The sequence below is a fragment of the Kitasatospora sp. NPDC101155 genome, from assembly GCF_044768305.1.
GTDB lineage: Bacteria > Actinomycetota > Actinomycetes > Streptomycetales > Streptomycetaceae > Kitasatospora.
The window spans coordinates 245432-264190 of sequence record NZ_JBIWPN010000005.1 but is presented as its reverse complement, the minus strand read 5'-3'; the positions used below and the strand labels follow the sequence as shown (position 1 = coordinate 264190).

The following is an 18759-nucleotide window of genomic DNA, read 5'->3' as shown; positions in this document are numbered from 1 at the left end:
GTCAGCACGGCGCCGGAGATTCAAGCCGACGGAGTAACGATCATGAGATCGGATCGTCGACGACAGGCCCGATCCACCCGGATCCGCCCCGACGGACCGCGCCGCCCGGCCCCGGGGTTCGAAGGGGTGCCAGAGGCGTCGGAAGGCTGACGCAAAGGAAATCCGGCCCGCCCCCGCGCGCTTGCGGGGACGGGCCGGACGTGGAGACTTCAGCGCCGTGTGATCACGGCCCGACCGTCAGGCGATCAGTTGTCGACCGGGCGGACCCGGATCCAGGTCTCCAGGTAGTTCGCGGACTCGTTCTCGACCTCGATGCTGGTGCCGGTCTTCGGGACGTCAACACCGCTGTACGGGTTGTCCTTCGACCACCAGGACTTCAGGTCGTTGAACTCGTCGACGCCCTTGGACTTCGGGATGACCGTCTCGACGCCGTTCTTGTGCAGCGTCAGCGCCGGGACGCGACGCGAGCCGAAGGCGGAGTCGAAGCCCTGCATGCGCGGACGCATCAGGGTGCCGTCGGTCCACTTCAGCGGGGCCGGGTGCGAGTCGACCGGGAGGATCAGACCCTGGCCCGGGTGGGCGCTGACGTTGTTGTCGGTCTGCGACTCGTCCCAGTACCAGATCAGCAGACCGGGCTGGTACGCGTAGTGCTCGGCCCAGCTCGGCTTGTCGGTGCCGAAGCCGAAGTTGTACGGGCCGGTCTTCAGGGTCTGGTCGAACGACACGTACTGCCGGTTCTCCGCGATGTAGTACTGCGCGTAGTCCTTGGTGTACGAGCCGCCGAAGCGGGTGAAGCCGTCGGTGGCCCAGCCGTTGTCACCCTTCTCGACGTCGTCGCTGAAGACAGTGGCGCCGTCGGCGGTCACCGAGATGTCGTCCACCGCCAGACCGCGGTAGTGCAGGCCGCCGTCGGTGGTGTTGTGGTAGCGGAACTTGATCTGCTTGCCGGCGTAGGCGTCCAGCGGGAAGGACAGGTCGCCCCAGGCGGCGGTCAGGCCGCTGAGGGCCGGGCGGCCGTTCTCCCTGGGCAGCGCGGCGCCGTTCCAGGTGCCGTCCACCACGGTCCAGGTCTTGCCGCCGTCGGCGGAGACCTCGCCGAAGGCGTAGTCGAAGTCCGGCTCCAGCTCGTACCAGGCCTTGGCGTTGATGCTGGCCTTGGTCTTGCCGGTCAGGTCGATGTCCCGGGTCAGCGTGACGTTGAGGTTGTCGGCGCTGCCGCTCCACCACTCGGTGTTGCCGCTGAACGGCTTGTTGATGTCGGTGGTGATGCTCTTCTTCGGCAGGTCGACGATCAGCGCCTGCGGGAGCTTGCTGTTGTACTCGACCGGGCCGATGTGGTGGGTCGACTCGGTGCCGGCCTTGGCGTGGTCCGCCTTCAGCCAGCCGAGCTTGTACTTGCTCCAGGCGTCCAGGTCGTCCGGCATGTCGCCGATGCTGTCCTTGCCCTCGCCGAGCCAGGAGCCGGAGGACATCAGCGACCAGAAGCCGACCGAGTTGTCGATGCCCTTGCCCGCGGTGTCGTAGAGGTCCGGCAGACCGAGGTCGTGGCCGTACTCGTGGGCGAAGACGCCGAGGCCGCCGTTCTCCGGCTGCATCGTGTAGTCGCCGATCCAGAAGCCGGAGTCACCGACCTGGACGCCGCCGAGCTTGTTGCCGTCGGGGCCGGCCTGGCCGTTCAGGTTGCCGTAGACGTACGAACGGTGCGCCCACAGGGCCTTGTTGCCCTGCTTGCCGCCACCGGCCGACTTGTCCTCACCGGCGTGCACGATCTGGAAGTGGTCGATGTACCCGTCGGGCTGGTTGAAGTTCCCGTCGTGGTGCGAGCCGTAGCGGTCCCACTGGTCGTAGGAGGCCAGCGTCGCCTTGATCTGCTCCTTGGTCTGACCCTTCGCCAGCTGGTCCTTGTACCAGATGTCGACGGCGTCGCGGATCAGGTCCTGGGCGCTGGAGCAGACGTTGGAACCGCAGTAGTCCGAGCCGTACCGGGCCTCGTTCCACGGCACTCGGACCCAGTCCGAGACCACGCCGTCGACCGAGTAGCGGCCCGAGGACTGCTTCTCGTAGAAGGTCTTCAGCGAGGGCTTGTCCTTGGAGAAGTACAGGTCCTGGTAGTGCTGCTGGTTGTAGTCGGCCTGCCAGGCGGTCGAGTTGTTGGTGGCGCGGTCCGGCTGCGCGATCTCGTTGTGCTTCGGGCCGGGCTCGCCGCCGTACTTGACCTTGCCGTCGGGCGTCTTGGTGGTGTTGTCCACCTGGTCGCCGAAGTCGACCAGGATGGTGAAGATCTTGTCCGTGCGCTCGCGGGCGAGCTCGACGTACTTGTCCTTGCCGAGCTTCACGCTGGTGCTGCCGTTGTGCTGCTCGACCTGGGCGGTGCCGTCGAGCAGCTGCTCGGTGGCGGCCTTCTGCTCGGCCTCCACCTTCGCGGTCAGCGGACCAGGGATGTTGTGCTCGGTGTTGACGGACTGGACGGCGTCAGCGGGGTCCTTCGGCACCGGCGCCGCGCCGGCGGCGACGGCGGTGCCCGGGAACAGGCCCGCGCCGAGCGTGACTATGACCGCTGCGGCAGTCGTGACCGCAGCGGTTCTCCTGGTGGTCTTCAACGTTGTGACGCCCTCCCCGACCGAGCCGACTCTTGGCCAAGGCTCGGTAAACCAATATGAAAGACAGGTGGACGTCATTTGACCGAAGTGGGGGCAGAAAAGATAGGTCTTGACCCTGACATGGGCACGGCGCTATGCTCGCCGACTTCCCATCAGCCGACGGGGTGTCAACCACATGCGGGTTAAACCTTGCTGAGAAGTGGGACGTGCCCGCACCAACCGGCCGCGGGGCCACCAGTCCCGGCCCGCAGCGACGACGGGATCCTCCGCCCCCGAACGCACCGAGCCCCCGGCGCGAACGCCGGGGGCTCGGTGCTGTGAAGTTGTCTGTTAAATGTTGCCTTACTTCGTCAGGTCCGGACCGGACGAGGCAACCGCGGCCGGGGTGTCCGCGACGGCCGACTTCTCCTCGCCGCGGAAGGTGAACTTGGCGTCCTTGCCCTCGCCGTCGACGTCGACGACGACGATGTGGCCGGCCCGCAGCTCGCCGAAGAGGATCTTCTCGGAGAGGTGGTCCTCGATCTCGCGCTGGATGGTGCGGCGCAGCGGACGGGCACCCAGGATCGGGTCGTAGCCGCGCTTGGCCAGCAGCTTCTTGGCCTCGACGCTGAGCTCCAGGCCCATGTCCTTGTCCTTGAGCCGCTCGTCCACCTTGGCGATCATCAGGTCGACGATCTGGATGATGTCGTCCTCGGACAGCTGGTGGAACACCACGATGTCGTCGACGCGGTTCAGGAACTCGGGGCGGAAGTGCTGCTTGAGCTCCTCGCCGACCTTCGCCTTCATCCGCTCGTACCCGGTCTGGGTGTCACCGGTGGCCGCGAAGCCCAGGTTGAAGCCCTTGGAGATGTCCCGGGTACCGAGGTTGGTCGTCATGATGATGACGGTGTTCTTGAAGTCGACCACGCGGCCCTGGGAGTCGGTCAGTCGACCGTCCTCCAGGATCTGCAGCAGCGAGTTGAAGATGTCCGGGTGGGCCTTCTCGACCTCGTCGAAGAGGACGACCGAGAACGGCTTGCGGCGGACCTTCTCGGTCAGCTGGCCGCCCTCCTCGTAGCCCACGTATCCGGGCGGGGAGCCGAACAGCCGGGAGACGGTGTGCTTCTCGGAGAACTCGGACATGTCGAGCGCGATCAGCGCGTCCTCGTCGCCGAAGAGGAACTCGGCGAGCGTCTTGGACAGCTCGGTCTTACCGACGCCGGACGGGCCGGCGAAGATGAACGAACCGCCGGGGCGCTTCGGGTCCTTGAGGCCCGCACGGGTGCGCCGGATGGCCTGGGAGAGCGCCTTGATGGCGTCCTTCTGGCCGATGACGCGCTTGTGCAGCTCGTCCTCCATACGCAGCAGGCGGGACGTCTCCTCCTCGGTCAGCTTGAAGACCGGGATGCCGGTGGCGGTGGCCAGGACCTCGGCGATGAGCTCCTCGTTGACCTCCGCGACGACGTCCATGTCGCCGGCCTTCCACTCCTTCTCGCGCTTGGCCTTGGCCTGCAGGAGCTGCTTCTCGTCGTCGCGCAGGGACGCGGCCTTCTCGAAGTCCTGCGCGTCGATCGCGCTCTCCTTCTCGCGGCGCACGTCGGCGATCTTCTCGTCGAACTCGCGCAGGTCCGGCGGCGCGGTCATCCGGCGGATGCGCATCCGGGAGCCGGCCTCGTCGATCAGGTCGATCGCCTTGTCCGGCAGGAAGCGGTCCGAGATGTACCGGTCGGCCAGGGTGGCGGCGGCGACCAGGGCGGCGTCCGTGATGGAGACCCGGTGGTGGGCCTCGTAGCGGTCGCGCAGACCCTTGAGGATCTCGATGGTGTGCGGCAGCGAGGGCTCCGCGACCTGGATCGGCTGGAAGCGGCGCTCCAGCGCGGCGTCCTTCTCCAGGTGCTTGCGGTACTCGTCCAGGGTGGTGGCACCGATGGTCTGCAGCTCGCCACGGGCCAGCATCGGCTTGAGGATGCTGGCGGCGTCGATGGCGCCCTCGGCGGCGCCCGCGCCGACCAGGGTGTGCAGCTCGTCGATGAACAGGATGATGTCGCCGCGGGTGCGGATCTCCTTGAGCACCTTCTTCAGGCGCTCCTCGAAGTCACCGCGGTAGCGCGAGCCGGCCACCAGGGCGCCCAGGTCCAGCGTGTAGAGCTGCTTGTCCTTGAGCGTCTCCGGGACCTCGCCCTTGACGATCGCCTGCGCCAGGCCCTCGACCACGGCGGTCTTGCCGACGCCGGGCTCACCGATCAGGACCGGGTTGTTCTTGGTGCGGCGGGACAGCACCTGCATGACCCGCTCGATCTCCTTCTCGCGCCCGATGACCGGGTCGAGCTTGGCCTCGCGGGCGGCCTGGGTGAGGTTGCGGCCGAACTGGTCCAGGACCAGCGAGGTCGACGGGGTGCCCTCGGCGGGCCCGCCGGCCGTGGCCGACTCCTTGCCGCCGCTGGTCTGGTAACCGGAGAGCAGCTGGATGACCTGCTGGCGCACCCGGTTCAGGTCGGCGCCCAGCTTCACCAGGACCTGGGCGGCGACGCCCTCGCCCTCGCGGATCAGGCCGAGCAGGATGTGCTCGGTGCCGATGTAGTTGTGGCCGAGCTGCAGGGCCTCCCGGAGTGACAGCTCCAGGACCTTCTTCGCCCGGGGGGTGAAGGGAATGTGACCGGACGGGGCCTGCTGGCCCTGGCCGATGATCTCCTCGACCTGCTGGCGTACGGCCTCAAGAGAAATCCCGAGGCTCTCCAGGGCCTTGGCGGCGACGCCCTCGCCCTCGTGGATCAGACCCAGGAGGATGTGCTCGGTGCCGATGTAGTTGTGGTTGAGCATCCGGGCTTCTTCCTGAGCCAGGACGACAACCCGCCGCGCGCGGTCGGTGAACCTCTCGAACATCGTTTATCGCTCCTCAGAGCGGTCGGGCAGTTCGGGGTCCGTCCCCGCCCTGTCCTTCCGCATGCTAGTCCCGCTCAGCGGCGCGGCCCACGGATTCACTCCCCGGTAGAGGAGCGAGATGCAGCGCGACCAGCCGACACCAATCCCAACCTGATGCTGGGAATCGGTGTTCCCACAGGTGGGCCGGATGCACCGGAAACCGCTACGCCATCGGCGAACAAGAGCCGCCGGGGCGGAGCCAGACCATCTACGGCCGGTCGCACTTACTGCCCCTGGACGGGTCGAAGAACCCGGCCACCTGCATTCATACCCGGTATCGGGGCGGTTCTCGCGCAGTTTCCGCGGTGGCGGTGTTCGCCTGGCGAGAAGTCCGGTCGTGGTGACGGTGGTTCAACGGCGGTCGGGAGGTCCGGTACGCCGTCCCGGTGGAGTCCGTGCTACCGCTTCGCCTCTACAGCGTTGCACAGCTTGTGGTTGTTCCGCCGCCCGAGCCCGAAGCCCCGGACGCCACCGGTGCCGACGGCCCGGCGGACGTGCGCCGCGGGGCGCGGAGGAGCCTCCTCCGCGCCCCGCGCGTGTGTCGTCGGCGCCGTGCGCGGCCGCCGGGGCCCCGCACCCGCTCCGGTGGGCCGGCGGCGCCGGGGTCAGGCCGCGTTGGCCTTGTCGTAGGCCTCGCGGACCGTGCTCGGCACCCGGCCGCGGTCGTTGACCTCCATGCCCTGCTCCTTGGCCCACGCGCGGATCTTCGCGGTGTCGGGAGCGCTGCCGGACGGACGCGCCGCGGTGCCGCGGCCCGGACGCCGGGCGCCGGCGAGACGGCCGCTCTGCTTGCGACCCTTCTCCACGTAGGGCGCCAGCAGACCGCGCAGCTTGTCCGCGTTGGCGCTCTTCAGGTCGATCTCGTAGGCAACGCCGTCCAGCGCGAACGTCACCGTCTCGTCCGCCGAACCGCCCTCGAGATCGTCTTCAAGAATGACCTGCACCCTCTGTGCCACGGGCTTCCCTTTCCGCTAAACGACCCATTGCCTAAGGAAAGGAAAGCGCCTTTCTCCGGAAAACACAAACCCTTGACCGGCACGGAGCCGCTCAGAGGTGCAGCAGCATGCGCGAGTTGCCCAACGTGTTGGGCTTCACCCGCTCCAGGTCAAGGAACTCCGCGACACCTTCATCGTACGAGCGGAGGAGTTCTTCATAGACATCCGTAGCGATCGCCGCCGGGTCTGTCGTACCATCATCGGTTTCCTGGAGCTCCCCGATCTCGACGAAACCGTGTTTCGCGAAGAACGGAACCTCGAACGTCAAGCAGAAAATCCGACGGACGCCGAGCCAGCGGGCCGTCTGCACCAGCTTCTCCAGCAGCAGATGCCCGATGCCGAAGCCCCGGCAGGACGGATCGACCGCGAGCGTGCGGACCTCGGCGAGGTCCTCCCACATCACGTGCAGGGCGCCGCAGGCCACCACCGCGCCGTTGTCGTCGCGTTCCGCGACCCAGAACTCCTGGACGGATTCGAACAGTGTGACAGTGGGCTTGTCCAGCAGAATGCCGTCGCGCGAGTAGGCGTCGATGAGCCCTCGTACGGCCCGTACGTCCGTGGTCCGCGCGCGGCGGATGGTGACCTCCATGGCGGGACGTTATCGCGTCGCCCCCGGCGCGGTCTCCCCGGTATCCGGTCCGGCGCTATCCGGTGCGTCCTGCGCGGAATCCCCGGTGGGCGGATCGGACGGGAACAGAGCGGCCACCCGCAAGGCGTCCCGGAGTGCCTCGCGCTGCTCGGGCGACATCAGGCCGAAGAAGTGCACCAGGGCCGCCGCGGGATTGTCGCTGGTGGCCCACGCGTCGTTCATCAGAGCCGCCGTGTACGCCTCGCGCGAGGAGACCGGCTCATATCGGTAGGCCCGGCCGGCCCTCTCGCGGCGCAGCCAGCCCTTTCTGTGCAGCTTGTCCAGGACGGTCATCACCGTGGTGTACGCGATTTCGCGTTCCGACTGCAGATCCAGGAGAACCTCGCGAACCGTCACCGGTCGGTTCCACCGCCACACCCGGGTCATGATGGCGTTCTCAAGTTCGCCGAGTTGCCGGACCATAGTGCCGCCAGGATAGGGAGTGAATGGGGCAAATCTTGTGAAGTGCGCCAAACCGGCGCGCCGCCACCCCCGGGAATCGGGAATGGCGGCGCGTGGGTCGTTCTCGGGCGGCTGACGGCGTCAGTCGCGGGTTCGCTCGCGGGGAAGGCCCCGGGACGTTCCCCCCGAGGGCCCGGGAGAGCCGGGCACCCCCGGGGGCTCAGTCGATGTCTTCCTTGGCCTTCTGGGCCCCGCCCTGGCTGCGGATGATGGCCCGCACCAGGAAGCCGAAGCCGATCGCCATGACCAGCGGCGGCACGATCGCGCTGACGTAGTCCATCAGGTCACTCCTCCTCGGTCTTCTCCGCCGTCGCGGCGGAAGCCTTGGGCTCCGGCTTCACCAGCGGGAAGAGCACGGTCTCCCGGATGTTCTTGCCGGTCAGCAGCATGATCAGGCGGTCCACGCCGAGGCCGAGGCCACCGGTGGGGGGCATCGCGTACTCCAGGGCCCGCAGGAAGTCCTCGTCCAGCTGCATCGCCTCGACGTCGCCGCCGGCCGCCAGCAGGGACTGCGCGGTGAAGCGGGCGCGCTGCTCGACCGGGTCGATCAGCTCGGAGTAGGCGGTGCCGATCTCGGTGCCGAAGATCACCAGGTCCCACTTCTCGGCCACGCCCGCGATCGAGCGGTGCTGGCGGGTCAGCGGGGAGACCTCGGTCGGGTAGTCCTTGATGAAGGTCGGCCGGACGGCGTTCTCCTCCAGCAGGCGCTCGACCATCTCCAGCACGATCTGGCCGTGGCCCCAGTTCTTCTCGAACGGGATGTCGTGGTCGGTGGCGAGCTTGCGCAGCTCCTCGACGCCGGTCTCCGGGGTGACCTCGACGCCCAGGTGGGCGGAGATGCCCGGGTAGACGCTGACCTCCTCCCACGGCTCGGCCAGGTCGATCTCGTGCTCCACGCCGTGCGCGTCCACGCCCTTGATCACCGTGGTGCCCAGGGCGTCCCGGGCGGCGTTGACGATCGTCTCGCGGATCAGCTCGGCCTGGGTGTTGTAGTCGCCGTACGCCTCGTACGACTCCAGCGAGGTGAACTCCGGGTTGTGGGTGGCGTCCGCGCCCTCGTTGCGGAAGTTGCGGTTGATCTCGAAGACCTTCTCGGCGCCGCCGACCACCAGCCGCTTGAGGTACAGCTCGGGCGCGATGCGCATGTAGAGGTCGATGTCGTACGCGTTGATGTGCGTCTTGAACGGACGGGCGTTGGCGCCGCCGTGCACCGGCTGCAGCATCGGGGTCTCGACCTCGATGAAGCCGCGGTCCTCGTAGGTGCGGCGGATCGAGCGGACGACCTTGCTGCGCAGGTGCAGGATCTCGCGGGCCTCGGGGTTCACGATCAGGTCGACGTAGCGCTGGCGGACCCGGGCCTCCGGGTCGGTCAGGCCCTTGTGCTTGTCCGGCAGCGGGCGCAGGCACTTGGCGGTGAGCTCCCAGCGGTCCACCATCACCGACAGCTCGCCGCGCTTGGAGGTGATCACCTCGCCCTCGACGCCGACCTGGTCGCCGAGGTCGATGTCGGCCTTCCAGGCCGCCAGCCGCTCGGCGCCCAGCTTGTCCAGGGAGAACATCACCTGGAGGTCGCCGGTGCCGTCACGCAGGGTGGCGAAGCAGAGCTTGCCGCCGGTGCGGGAGAGGATCACCCGGCCGGTGATGCCGGCGCGCTCGCCGGTCGCGGTGTCGGGTTCGAGGTCCGGGTGCTTGGCACGGAGGTCCGCGATGGTGGTGGTGCGGGGGAATCCGACCGGGTACGGGTCGACACCGGCCGCCCGGAGCCGGTCCAGCTTCTCGCGCCGGACGCGCATCTGCTCGGGAAGGTCGTCGGTCGCGGGAAAAAGGCTCTGATCGCTCACCCCACAAGGGTAGCCAGCCGTACACCGTGCTCCGCCACCGGATAAGCGTGAGGGGAGACCGTGGCGACGGTCTCCCCTCGGCGTGCGGTGGCTCAGCCGGTGCCGGTGCGGAGTTCGATCTCCTCCGGGGTCTCGTCGGTCGGCGGGGCGGGATGGGCCGGCGGCTTGGGCCGGCGGCCGAAGAGCTCGGCCGGGGTGGGCATCCGGTGCGGGCGGGGCGGGGTCTTCGCGGCGGCGGGCTGCTCCGGGCCGGAGTCGGTGCTGCTCATCGTGGTCCGTCCTCCTACAGGGGTGGGGTGACTGCTCGGGGGTGCGGCGGGGTTCGGTACGGCCACCAGGTGGCGCGGCTGCCCGGTGGTGAGGGCGAGCCGTTCGCGGACCGCGGCCTCGGCCACCGCGTGGCAGCGCCCGGCCAACCGGGAGCGGCGGGCCCGCTCGCCCTGGCCGCAGGGCTGGCGGGTCAGCCCGCGCAGCGCGGTGAGGTCCTCGGGGCCGGGCAGGTAGCCGTCGGTCACGGCCTCCTCCAGGCGCTCCAGGTAGCCGGGGGCGCTGCCGGGAAGGGCGGAGCGGTAGCGGCCGAGGTCGGCGAGCAGGAAGGCGCGCAGTCGGCCGCCCTCCTGGACGGCCTCGTCGATCGCCTCGGTCAGACGCAGGGCGTCCTGGATGTCCTCCGCCCACAGTTCGGCGCCCGGGCCGGCGAACGCCGTCCGGTCGGGCACCTGGCGGTGGATGGGGACGGCAGGGTGCAGGGCTTGGGCGAGGGCTCGGCGCAGCACGCGGACTTCGTCGGCGCTGAAGGCCATGCCGCCGCGCGATCCGTGTGGCGTAGGCATGGGTTGACACTACGTGAGGAATATCCGATTTGTCGGTAACGTCGCGCCGAACACTCCACGTTCGGCTCGGTGAAGAAGCCTTTCGCCGTCACCTGTAACGCCGCCCGGGGTGCACCTGGTCATCCAGGTGTCAGGGGAGAACGAGCGAGGGGGCCGGGCAGGATGCGACCGGACGGTCAGGAGAAGGCGGCCCGGGGCGGGCGGCGGGACGAGGACTTCCAGGCCTTCGCGGCCGCCCGCGCCAGACCGCTCTACCGGTCGGCCTGTCTGCTCGCGGGCGGGGACACCCACCTCGCCGAGGACCTGGTGCAGGAGGCGTTCGGGCGGATCTACGCCCAGTGGCACCGCACGTCCTGGTTCGGGACCAAACGCCGGATCGACAACCCGGCCGGGTACGCGCACACCGTGCTGGTGCGGGTCTTCCTCTCGCACCGCGGCCGCCGCTCCAGCGGCGAGCGGCCGGTCGACGCGGTGCCGGACGGCGCGGCCCCGCAGGGCGACCCGGAACTGCGACTGGCCCTGGTGGACGCGCTCGCCCGGCTCTCGCCGCGCGACCGGGCGGTGCTGGTCCTGCGCTACTGGGAGGACCGCAGCGTCGAGGAGACCGCCGCGATCCTGCACAGCACCCCGGGCGCCGTCCGGACCCAGTCCTTCCGCGCGCTCGGCCGGATCCGTGCGGTGCTCGGCAGCGGCCTCGACGAGCTGGCCGAGCGCTGAGCCGGCCGGCGCGTCAACGTCACTGCACTACTCACGTCAACTCGGCTGGTAGAGAGGTTGGTTCAGCATGTCCGCAGAGCACGGCGGGCCCGACGAGCGGTTCGAGCGGGCCTTCACCGAGGCCCTCGGCCGGGCCGGCGGGGCCTACGACACCGAGGCCGCCCGGCTGGTCGACACCGGCTGGTCGTACGGCCGCCGGCTGCGCCGCAGGCAGCGGATCGGTACGGCGGTGGGCGCCGCCGCGCTGGCCCTGGTCGGGGTGGGCGGAGCGGCGCTCGGCGGCCTGTTGCCGGGCCAGGGCCCGGCGGCGGCCGGCGGGGCGTCGACCGTGCCCGCCGCCGCGGTCTCGGGCCCGGAGTTCCAGCAGATGCTCACCGAACTCCTGCCGTCCGGGACGGTGGCGGTGGGCGAGGCCAGGGGCACCGAGAGCGACACCCCGCAGCTGCGGCTGGTGCTGGACGACGGCCACGGCCCGGTGCAGTACCTGTTCTGGATCACGCGTTTCCCGGGCGGCAACGACACCGGCTGCCCGTCCGGGATGGCCGGGGGCGACGCCTGCACCGAGGCCACCCTCCCGGGCGGCGGCCGCCTGCGCCTCTACCAGGCCGGCACCCGGGACGGAGAGCCGGCCGGCTCGAAGACCTGGTCCGCCAAGCTGACCGTGGACGGGTACCAGCTGATGCTCCAGGAGTGGAACCGCAAGCCGTTGGAGCAGGGCACGCCGATCACCCGCACCGATCCGCCGCTGACCATGGACCGGCTCGCCGCAGTGGTGAAGGACCCGCGCTGGCAGAAGGTCGCGGCGGCGCTGCCGAAGGACCCGGTGACGGGGAAGTACTTCACGCCCACCCCGCCGCCGGGAAAGACCCAGCTCATCGTCCCGCCGCCCGTGCCGCCCGGCCTGACCACCCTGCCCGCCCTCCCGGCGTCCGGCTGGACCCCTCCGCCGGGCTTCCCGACGTCCGGCCCGTACAACCTGCCGGGCTTCCCTGCGCCCGGCCGCTGAGCGCCGCTCAGCCGGTGGGCCGGTTGCGCTCCCACACCAGGCGCAGGCCGATCAGGGTCAGCCAGGGCTCGTGCACGTCGATGGTGGTGGCCTCGCCGAGGACCAGGGGGGCGAGGCCGCCGGTGGCGATCACCTGGACGTCGTCCGGGTCCTTGGCCAGCTCCCGGGCCATCCGCTCGACCAGGCCGTCGACCTGCCCGGCGAAGCCGTAGAGGATGCCGGACTGCATGCCCTCGACGGTGTTCTTGCCGATCACGTTGCGCGGGCGGGCCAGCTCGATCTTGCGCAGCTGGGCGCCCCGGACGCCGAGCGCCTCGACCGAGATCTCGATGCCGGGGGCGATCGCCCCGCCGACGTAGTCGCCGCGGGCGTTGACGGCGTCGAAGGTGGTCGCGGTGCCGAAGTCGACCACGATGCACGGACCGCCGTACAGGTGGTTGGCGGCCAGCGCGTTGACGATCCGGTCCGCGCCGACCTCCTTGGGGTTGTCCATCAGGACGTGCACCCCGGTCTTCACGCCGGGCTCCACGATCACCGCGGGGACGTCGCCGTAGTAACGGCGGGTCACCTCGCGGAGCTCGTGGAGCACGGCGGGAACGGAGGAGCAGATCGCCAGGCCCTCCACCACGGCCTCCCGGGCCGCGGTGTGGTTGCCCATCAACCCCTGCAGCAGCACCGCCAGTTCATCGGCCGTGCGGCGCGGATCGGTGGAGATCCGCCAGTGTTCCACCACGTCCTCGCCGTCGAACAGGCCGAGCGTGGTCTGGGTGTTGCCGACGTCGATGGTGAGGAGCATGGGGCGCTTTCTGCGAGTCGGGACGGGGTCGGGGCAGGGGCTGCTCTCGACCTGGCGGTCAGGCGCGCAGGTCCAGGCCGATGTCCAGGATCGGCGAGGAGTGGGTCAGCGCGCCCACGGCCAGGTAGTCGACACCAGTCTGGGCGACCTCGCGCGCGCTGGCCAGGGTCAGTCCGCCGGAGGCCTCCAGCGTCGCCCGGCCGGCCACCAGCGTGACGGCCTCCTTCAGCTGCTCGACGGTGAAGTTGTCCAGCAGGATCAGGTCCGCACCGGCCTCCAGCACCGGCGGGATCTGCTCCAGGGTGTCCACCTCGACCTCGACCGGCAGCTCCGGGTACGCGGCCCGGACGGCCCGGAAGGCCTCGGCCACGCCGCCGGCGGCGACCACGTGGTTGTCCTTCACCAGGGCGGCGTCCGAGAGCGCCATCCGGTGGTTGGCGCCGCCGCCGCAGCGCACCGCGAACTTCTCCAGCGCGCGCAGGCCCGGGGTGGTCTTGCGGGTGTCCCGGACCACCGCGCCGGTGCCCTCCAGGGCGTCCGCCCAGGCCCGGGTCGCGGTGGCGATGCCGGACAGGTGGCAGAGCAGGTTGAGCGCGCTGCGCTCGGCGGTCAGCAGGTCGCGGGTACGGGAGCGGACCGACAGCAGTACCTGGCCGGCCTCGACCCGGTCGCCGTCCTGGACGTGCCGCTCGACCTCGAACTCCTCCTCGCAGATCAGCGAGACGACCGCCTCGGCGACCCGCAGACCGGCCACCACACCGGCCTGGCGGGCGGTGAAGTCGGCGGTCGCGACCGCGTCGGCGGGCACGGTGGCCACCGAGGTGACGTCCTCGCCGCCGGCCAGGTCCTCGGCCAGCGCCAGGGTGGCGATGTCCTCGACCTCGATCGGGTCCAGCCCGGCCTGCTCCAGCAGCTCGGCCAGCTGCGGGTCCAGGCCGGTCTCGTAGCCCTCGCCGTCCCCGCAGGCGCAGCCGTCGCCGCAGCCGCCGGCCTGGTCGGCCAGGGGGAGTTCCTCGTGGGAGTGGGTCATGGTTCTACTGCTCCTCAGGGGTGCTGACGGGGTCGCCGGAGGCGGTCAGGGTGGTGATCAGGTGGCGCCGCCAGTGGGCGTCGTCGCGCTCGGGGAAGTCCTCGCGCCAGTGGCAGCCGCGGGTCTCCTCGCGCTGCCCGGCGGCCGCGACCAGGGCGGTGGCGACCAGCAGCAGGTTGGCGGCCTCCCAGGTCTCCACCCGGGGGTCGGCCGGCTTCTCCTCGGCCATGTGCGCGTGGGCCTGCTCGGCGAGCAGGGCCAGCCCGGCCGCGCTGTCGGCCATCGAGGCGGCCGAGCGCAGCACGCCCGCGCCGCGCGACATCAGCCGCTGGATCTCGGCCCGCGCCTCGGAGGGCGGCAGCGGCACCGGCCGCGCGGCCCGCGTGGCGGCGACGTCCACCGTGCGCTCGGGCAGCTCGCCGGCGCGGTGCCGCTCGGCCAGGTCCGCGGCGATCCGCTCGGCGAAGACCAGGCCCTCCAGCAGCGAGTTGGAGGCCAGCCGGTTGGCGCCGTGCACCCCGGTGCAGGCGACCTCGCCGCAGGCGTACAGGCCCGGGACGCTGGTGCGGCCGAGCCGGTCGGTGCGGACGCCGCCGGAGGCGTAGTGCGCGGCCGGGGCGACCGGGATCGGCGCGGTGACCGGGTCGATGCCGTGCGCGCGGCAGGACGCCAGGATGGTCGGGAAGCGGTGCTCCCACATCTCGGCGCCGAAGTGCCGCCCGTCGAGGAACATGTGCTCGGCGCCCTGCTCCTGCATGCGCCGGGTGATCGCCTTGGCGACGATGTCGCGCGGGGCCAGTTCGGCCAGCTCGTGCTGCCCGACCATGAAGCGGACGCCGTCCGCGTCCACCAGGTGGGCGCCCTCGCCGCGGACGGCCTCGGAGACCAGCGGCTGCTGGCCCTCGGCGTCCGGGCCGAGCCAGAGCACGGTCGGGTGGAACTGGACGAACTCCAGGTCGGTGACGGCGGCGCCGGCCCGCAGCGCGAGCGCCACGCCGTCGCCGGTGGAGACCGCCGGGTTGGTGGTGGCGGAGAAGACCTGCCCCATGCCGCCGGTGGCGAGCACCACCGCGCGGGCCCGGACGGCGCCGACACCGTCGCGCTGGCCCTCGCCCATCACGTGCAGGGTCAGCCCGGCCGCGTGGCCCCCGGCGTCGGTCAGCAGATCGAGGACGAGCGCGTGCTCGATCAGCTCGATGCCGGGGTCGTCGCGGACGGCGGCGACCAGGGCGCGCGATATCTCGGCGCCGGTCGCGTCCCCGCCCGCGTGCGCGATCCGGCGGCGGTGGTGGCCGCCCTCGCGGGTCAGCAGGATCTCGCCGTCCTCGCCGCGGTCGAACAGGGCGCCGGTGGCGATCAGCCGGCGGACGGCGTCCGGGCCCTCGGTGACGAGGGTGCGGACGGCCTCCTCGTCGCAGAGCCCGGCGCCGGCCACCAGGGTGTCGTCCAGGTGCTGCTCGGGGGTGTCCCCCTCGCCCAGGGCGGCGGCGATGCCGCCCTGGGCCCAGCGGGTCGAACCCTCGTCCAGCATCGCCTTGGTGACCACCATGGCCCGCAGGCCGGCCTTGCGGACGTTGAGGGCGACGGTGAGACCGGCGACCCCGGAGCCGACCACGACCACGTCGGCGGTGGCGGTCCAGCCGGGGGCCGGGGCGGTGAGGCGATGCGTAACGGACATGGCTCAGTGGCTCCTTCAGCGCGTGGCCGCGGCGGCCGCGCCGTCGCCACCGTACGCGCCCCCAGCCCGGCGGCTGGGAGGTCCCCCCAGGTCACCGCGGAGCAGTCCGGTGCCCTCCTGGGCCTCGGCGGGGTCGCCGCCCAGGCCGGTGATCCGGTTCTGCTCGTCCACGAAGACGATCTTCGGCTCGTAGCCCTTGGCCTCGGCCGTGTCCATCTGCCCGTAGGCGATGAGTATGACCAGGTCGCCGGGGTGGACCAGGCGGGCGGCGGCGCCGTTGATGCCGATCACGCCGGTGCCGCGCGGGCCGGCGATGGTGTACGTCTCCAGGCGGGCGCCGTTGTTGATGTCGACGATGTGGACCAGCTCGCCGGGGAGCAGGTCGGCGGCGTCGAGCAGGTCCTCGTCCACCGTGACGGAGCCGACGTAGTGCAGGTCGGCCTGGGTCACGGTGGCCCGGTGGATCTTGGACTTGAGCATGGTGCGGAGCATGGGGTCACGCCTCCAGTGAGTGCATGCCTGAGGGGGATTGCGTACCGGTTACCTGATTAGCGGACGATGATGCGGACGTTGTCGATCAGGCGGGTGGAGCCCACCTTCGCGGCGACGGCCAGCACCGCCTCGCCCTGGAAGTCGTCCGCCGCCTCGGTGAAGTCGTGCGGGTCGATCAGGGCGAGGTAGTCAAGGGTGACACCTTCGGCGCCGTCCAGGACGGCCGAGGCGGCCTCGCGCACGGCCTTCGGGCCCTGCGCGGCGACGTCACGGCCGGCGAACAGGGCCTTGGACAGGGCGAGGGCGCGGGTGCGCTCCTCCTCGGAGAGGTAGCGGTTGCGCGAGGACAGCGCCAGGCCGTCCTCCTCGCGGACGGTCGGCACGCCGACGATCTCGACGTCGAAGTCCAGGTCGGCGACCATCCGCTGGATGACCGCGAGCTGCTGGGCGTCCTTCTCGCCGAAGAAGGCGAAGTCCGGGTCGGTGATGTGCAACAGCTTGGCGACCACGGTCAGCACGCCGTCGAAGTGGCCGGGCCGGGTGGCGCCCTCGAAGCGCTCGCCCATCGGGCCGGCCGCCAGGCGCACCTGCGGCTCGCCGTTCGGGTAGACCTCCTCGACGGAGGGCGCGAAGACCACGTCGGCGCCGTTGTCCTCGGCCAGCCGCACGTCGTCGTCGAGGGTGCGCGGGTAGCGCTCCAGGTCCTCGGACGGGCCGAACTGCAGCGGGTTGACGAAGACCGTCACCGCGACCCGGCCCTCCCGGCCGACCTGCTTGCGGGCGGCCCGGATCAGCGCGGCGTGGCCCTCGTGCAGGGCGCCCATGGTCATCACGACGGCGTTGTCCACCGGCTGCTCGTCCGGCCAGAACGCGGCCTCGAAGTCGTCCACGGTGCGGGTGACGACGGCCCGGTGGACCTTCGGCGTCCGCTGGGGCTTGTTCGACTGCTTACCGCGTGCCATCTGGCTTCTCCTCGTTCAGTACGTCCAGCAGCGCCGCCGCCGACGGTTCGTCGATCGTCCCGTTGGCGAGTGCCCGCTGCGCGGTGGCGCGGGCCATCGCCCGGTAGGCCGCCGGGATGTCCGGGGACACCGTACTGAGCTGCGCCAGATGGCGCCGCACGGTGCCCGCGTCGCCCCGGGCGACCGGGCCGGTGAGGGCCGCGTCGCCGGAGCGCAGGCTGTTGTCCAGGGCCGCGCCGAGCAGCGGGCCGAGCATCCGGCCGGGCTCGGCGACGCCGGCCGTGCGCAGCAGCTCCATCGCCTGGGCGACCAGGGTGACCAGGTGGTTCGCACCGTGCGCGAGGGCGGTGTGGTAGAGCGGGCGGACCTCCTCGGGCACCCACTCGGGCTCACCGCCCATCTCCACCACCAGCGCCTCGGCGACCGGCCGCAGCTCCTCGGGGGCGGTCACGCCGAACGGGCAGCCGGCCAGCCGGGCCAGGTCGACGGAGGTGCCGGTGAAGGTCATCGCCGGGTGCAGGGCCAGTGGCAGGGCCCCGGCCCGGGTGGCGGGCTCCAGGATGCCGACGCCGTGCGCGCCGGAGGTGTGCACCAGCAGCTGGCCGGGGCGGACGGCGCCGGTGGCGGCGAGGCCGGCCACCAGGTCGGCCAGCGCGTCGTCCGGGACGGTCAGCAGGACCAGGTCGGCGGCGGCCATGACCTGCGGTGGGGTGACGATCCGCACGCCCGGTAGCAGCGCGTCCGCGCGGCGGCGGGAGGCGGCGGAGACCCCGGAGGCGGCGACCACGGTGTGCCCGGCGAGCTGCAGCGCGGCGCCCAGCGCGGGGCCGACCCGGCCGGTGCCGACCACGCCGACGGCCAGGCGGGCCGGTCGGTTGCCGGGGTCGCTCGGGTCGCCGAAGTCGGCGAAGTCGGACGAACTCATGCGCCCGCCTCTCCCCCAGCCTCCGGCCGGGGGTACCCCCACCGCTCGGCAGGGGCATTCGCCCACACGCGCCTCTTGATGGTTCGCTCGCTGCGCTCGCTCACGCGCACACCCTTGTCCTGAATGACCGTTCCAGTCCTCAACAGGTACCGGACGTACCGCCCCAGTGTACGGGCGGCCCCAGCGGGTGCCCCTAGTCCGTCGCCCCGGCCCGGATCAGCCCGGCCTCGTAGGCCAGCACCACGGCCTGGACCCGGTCGCGCAGCCCGAGCTTGGCCAGGATCCGGCCGACGTGGGTCTTCACGGTGGCCTCGGAGAGCACCAGCCGGGCCGCGATCTCGCCGTTCGACAGGCCCTGGGCGACCAGCAGGAACACCTCCCGCTCACGCTCGGTCAGCGGGCCGAGGACGTCCGAGCCGGGCGCGCTCTGCGGGGTGGGCAGCACCTCGGCGAAGCGGTCGATCATCCGGCGGGTGGTGGTCGGGGCGACCACCGCGTCACCGCCGTGCACCGCGCGGATCGCGGCCACCAGCTCGGTCGGCGGGACGTCCTTGAGCAGGAAGCCGCTGGCCCCGGCCTTGAGCGCGGCGAAGGCGTACTCGTCCAGGTCGAAGGTGGTGAGGATGAGCACGTGCGGGGCGTTCGGCAGCGGGCTGCCGTCCTCGGCCAGGCAGATCCGGCGGGTCGCCTGCACCCCGTCCAGGCGCGGCATCCGCACGTCCATCAGGATCACGTCCACCGGCGTGTGCCGCAGCAGTTCCAGGGCCTTCGCGCCGTCGCCGGCCTCGGCGGCGATCTCGATGTCGCCCTGGGACTGGAGGATCATCCGGAAGCCGGTGCGCAGCAGTTCCTGGTCGTCGACGAGCATCACGCGGATGGTCAAGGTGGCTCCT

Annotated in this window: 16 protein-coding genes; 2 read left to right on the top strand and 14 right to left on the bottom strand. The window is 71.2% G+C overall.

The features are described from left to right. Positions 1–245: 245 nt before the first annotated feature. The 7 genes from ACIRYZ_RS10115 to ACIRYZ_RS10085 form a co-directional block, all read right to left on the bottom strand. Complete coding sequence (locus ACIRYZ_RS10115; protein ID WP_402941860.1) at positions 246–2600, bottom strand: immune inhibitor A domain-containing protein; 2355 nt, start codon at positions 2598–2600, stop codon at positions 246–248. Between the two features lie 342 nt (positions 2601–2942). Beyond that, positions 2943–5462 (bottom strand): ATP-dependent Clp protease ATP-binding subunit, encoded by a 2520-nt coding sequence (locus ACIRYZ_RS10110; RefSeq protein ID WP_387618510.1) that lies wholly within the window; start codon positions 5460–5462, stop codon positions 2943–2945. Positions 5463–6106: 644 nt separating this feature from the next. After that, positions 6107–6457 carry an Lsr2 family protein gene (locus tag ACIRYZ_RS10105; RefSeq protein WP_380608459.1) on the bottom strand — a complete coding sequence of 117 codons (351 nt, stop codon included), beginning with the start codon at positions 6455–6457 and terminating at the stop codon, positions 6107–6109. A 91-nt stretch (positions 6458–6548) separates the two neighbouring features. Then, the gene (locus tag ACIRYZ_RS10100) at positions 6549–7085 is read right to left on the bottom strand and encodes an amino-acid N-acetyltransferase (RefSeq protein WP_387618514.1); all 537 of its coding nucleotides are present in this window, start codon (positions 7083–7085) and stop codon (positions 6549–6551) included. Between the two features lie 9 nt (positions 7086–7094). Beyond that, the gene (locus tag ACIRYZ_RS10095) at positions 7095–7547 is read right to left on the bottom strand and encodes a BlaI/MecI/CopY family transcriptional regulator (RefSeq protein WP_402941858.1); all 453 of its coding nucleotides are present in this window, start codon (positions 7545–7547) and stop codon (positions 7095–7097) included. 323 nt (positions 7548–7870) lie between these two features. Continuing rightward, positions 7871–9427, bottom strand: a complete 1557-nt coding sequence (gene lysX, locus ACIRYZ_RS10090) for a bifunctional lysylphosphatidylglycerol synthetase/lysine--tRNA ligase LysX (protein ID WP_393031007.1) — start codon at positions 9425–9427, stop codon at positions 7871–7873. 92 nt (positions 9428–9519) lie between these two features. Next, complete coding sequence (locus ACIRYZ_RS10085) at positions 9520–10260, bottom strand: hypothetical protein (RefSeq protein WP_402941856.1); 741 nt, start codon at positions 10258–10260, stop codon at positions 9520–9522. A gap of 162 nt (positions 10261–10422) precedes the next feature. Here ACIRYZ_RS10085 and ACIRYZ_RS10080 point away from each other — a divergent pair, with 162 nt between their 5' ends. Continuing rightward, positions 10423–10977, top strand: a complete 555-nt coding sequence (locus tag ACIRYZ_RS10080; protein WP_402941855.1) for a SigE family RNA polymerase sigma factor — start codon at positions 10423–10425, stop codon at positions 10975–10977. 67 nt (positions 10978–11044) lie between these two features. Beyond that, positions 11045–11983, top strand: a complete 939-nt coding sequence (locus ACIRYZ_RS10075) for a hypothetical protein (RefSeq protein ID WP_402941854.1) — start codon at positions 11045–11047, stop codon at positions 11981–11983. Between the two features lie 7 nt (positions 11984–11990). Here ACIRYZ_RS10075 and ACIRYZ_RS10070 read toward each other — a convergent pair whose 3' ends face one another. From ACIRYZ_RS10070 to ACIRYZ_RS10040, 7 genes are all read right to left on the bottom strand, one after another. Further along, positions 11991–12779, bottom strand: a complete 789-nt coding sequence (locus ACIRYZ_RS10070; protein ID WP_393031016.1) for a type III pantothenate kinase — start codon at positions 12777–12779, stop codon at positions 11991–11993. 58 nt (positions 12780–12837) lie between these two features. Continuing rightward, entirely contained in the window at positions 12838–13809 is a 972-nt protein-coding gene (gene nadC, locus ACIRYZ_RS10065; protein ID WP_402941852.1) for a carboxylating nicotinate-nucleotide diphosphorylase, read from the bottom strand. Between the two features lie 4 nt (positions 13810–13813). Further along, positions 13814–15487, bottom strand: a complete 1674-nt coding sequence (locus ACIRYZ_RS10060) for an L-aspartate oxidase (protein ID WP_402941850.1) — start codon at positions 15485–15487, stop codon at positions 13814–13816. A gap of 15 nt (positions 15488–15502) precedes the next feature. After that, positions 15503–15979, bottom strand: a complete 477-nt coding sequence (gene panD, locus ACIRYZ_RS10055) for an aspartate 1-decarboxylase (RefSeq protein WP_402941849.1) — start codon at positions 15977–15979, stop codon at positions 15503–15505. 56 nt (positions 15980–16035) lie between these two features. Next, positions 16036–16941: a pantoate--beta-alanine ligase gene (gene panC, locus ACIRYZ_RS10050; RefSeq protein ID WP_393031026.1), complete on the bottom strand. Its 906-nt coding sequence runs from the start codon at positions 16939–16941 to the stop codon at positions 16036–16038. Then, positions 16928–17866: a Rossmann-like and DUF2520 domain-containing protein gene (locus tag ACIRYZ_RS10045; RefSeq protein ID WP_402941847.1), complete on the bottom strand. Its 939-nt coding sequence runs from the start codon at positions 17864–17866 to the stop codon at positions 16928–16930. The genes panC and ACIRYZ_RS10045 overlap by 14 nt, the downstream gene beginning before the upstream one ends. Positions 17867–18059: 193 nt before the next feature. Next, entirely contained in the window at positions 18060–18749 is a 690-nt protein-coding gene (locus tag ACIRYZ_RS10040; protein WP_402941845.1) for a response regulator, read from the bottom strand. Positions 18750–18759 lie beyond the last annotated feature (10 nt).

Coding starts and splice junctions, on each gene's coding strand:
- ACIRYZ_RS10085 (WP_402941856.1), bottom strand. CDS start 10,260: ATGCCTACGCCACACGGATCGCGCGGCGGCATGGCCTTCAGCGCCGAC.
- ACIRYZ_RS10080 (WP_402941855.1), top strand. CDS start 10,423: ATGCGACCGGACGGTCAGGAGAAGGCGGCCCGGGGCGGGCGGCGGGAC.
- ACIRYZ_RS10100 (WP_387618514.1), bottom strand. CDS start 7,085: ATGGAGGTCACCATCCGCCGCGCGCGGACCACGGACGTACGGGCCGTA.
- nadC (WP_402941852.1), bottom strand. CDS start 13,809: ATGACCCACTCCCACGAGGAACTCCCCCTGGCCGACCAGGCCGGCGGC.
- ACIRYZ_RS10095 (WP_402941858.1), bottom strand. CDS start 7,547: ATGGTCCGGCAACTCGGCGAACTTGAGAACGCCATCATGACCCGGGTG.
- ACIRYZ_RS10070 (WP_393031016.1), bottom strand. CDS start 12,779: ATGCTCCTCACCATCGACGTCGGCAACACCCAGACCACGCTCGGCCTG.
- ACIRYZ_RS10110 (WP_387618510.1), bottom strand. CDS start 5,462: ATGTTCGAGAGGTTCACCGACCGCGCGCGGCGGGTTGTCGTCCTGGCT.
- ACIRYZ_RS10045 (WP_402941847.1), bottom strand. CDS start 17,866: ATGAGTTCGTCCGACTTCGCCGACTTCGGCGACCCGAGCGACCCCGGC.
- panC (WP_393031026.1), bottom strand. CDS start 16,941: ATGGCACGCGGTAAGCAGTCGAACAAGCCCCAGCGGACGCCGAAGGTC.
- panD (WP_402941849.1), bottom strand. CDS start 15,979: ATGCTCCGCACCATGCTCAAGTCCAAGATCCACCGGGCCACCGTGACC.
- ACIRYZ_RS10075 (WP_402941854.1), top strand. CDS start 11,045: ATGTCCGCAGAGCACGGCGGGCCCGACGAGCGGTTCGAGCGGGCCTTC.
- ACIRYZ_RS10060 (WP_402941850.1), bottom strand. CDS start 15,487: ATGTCCGTTACGCATCGCCTCACCGCCCCGGCCCCCGGCTGGACCGCC.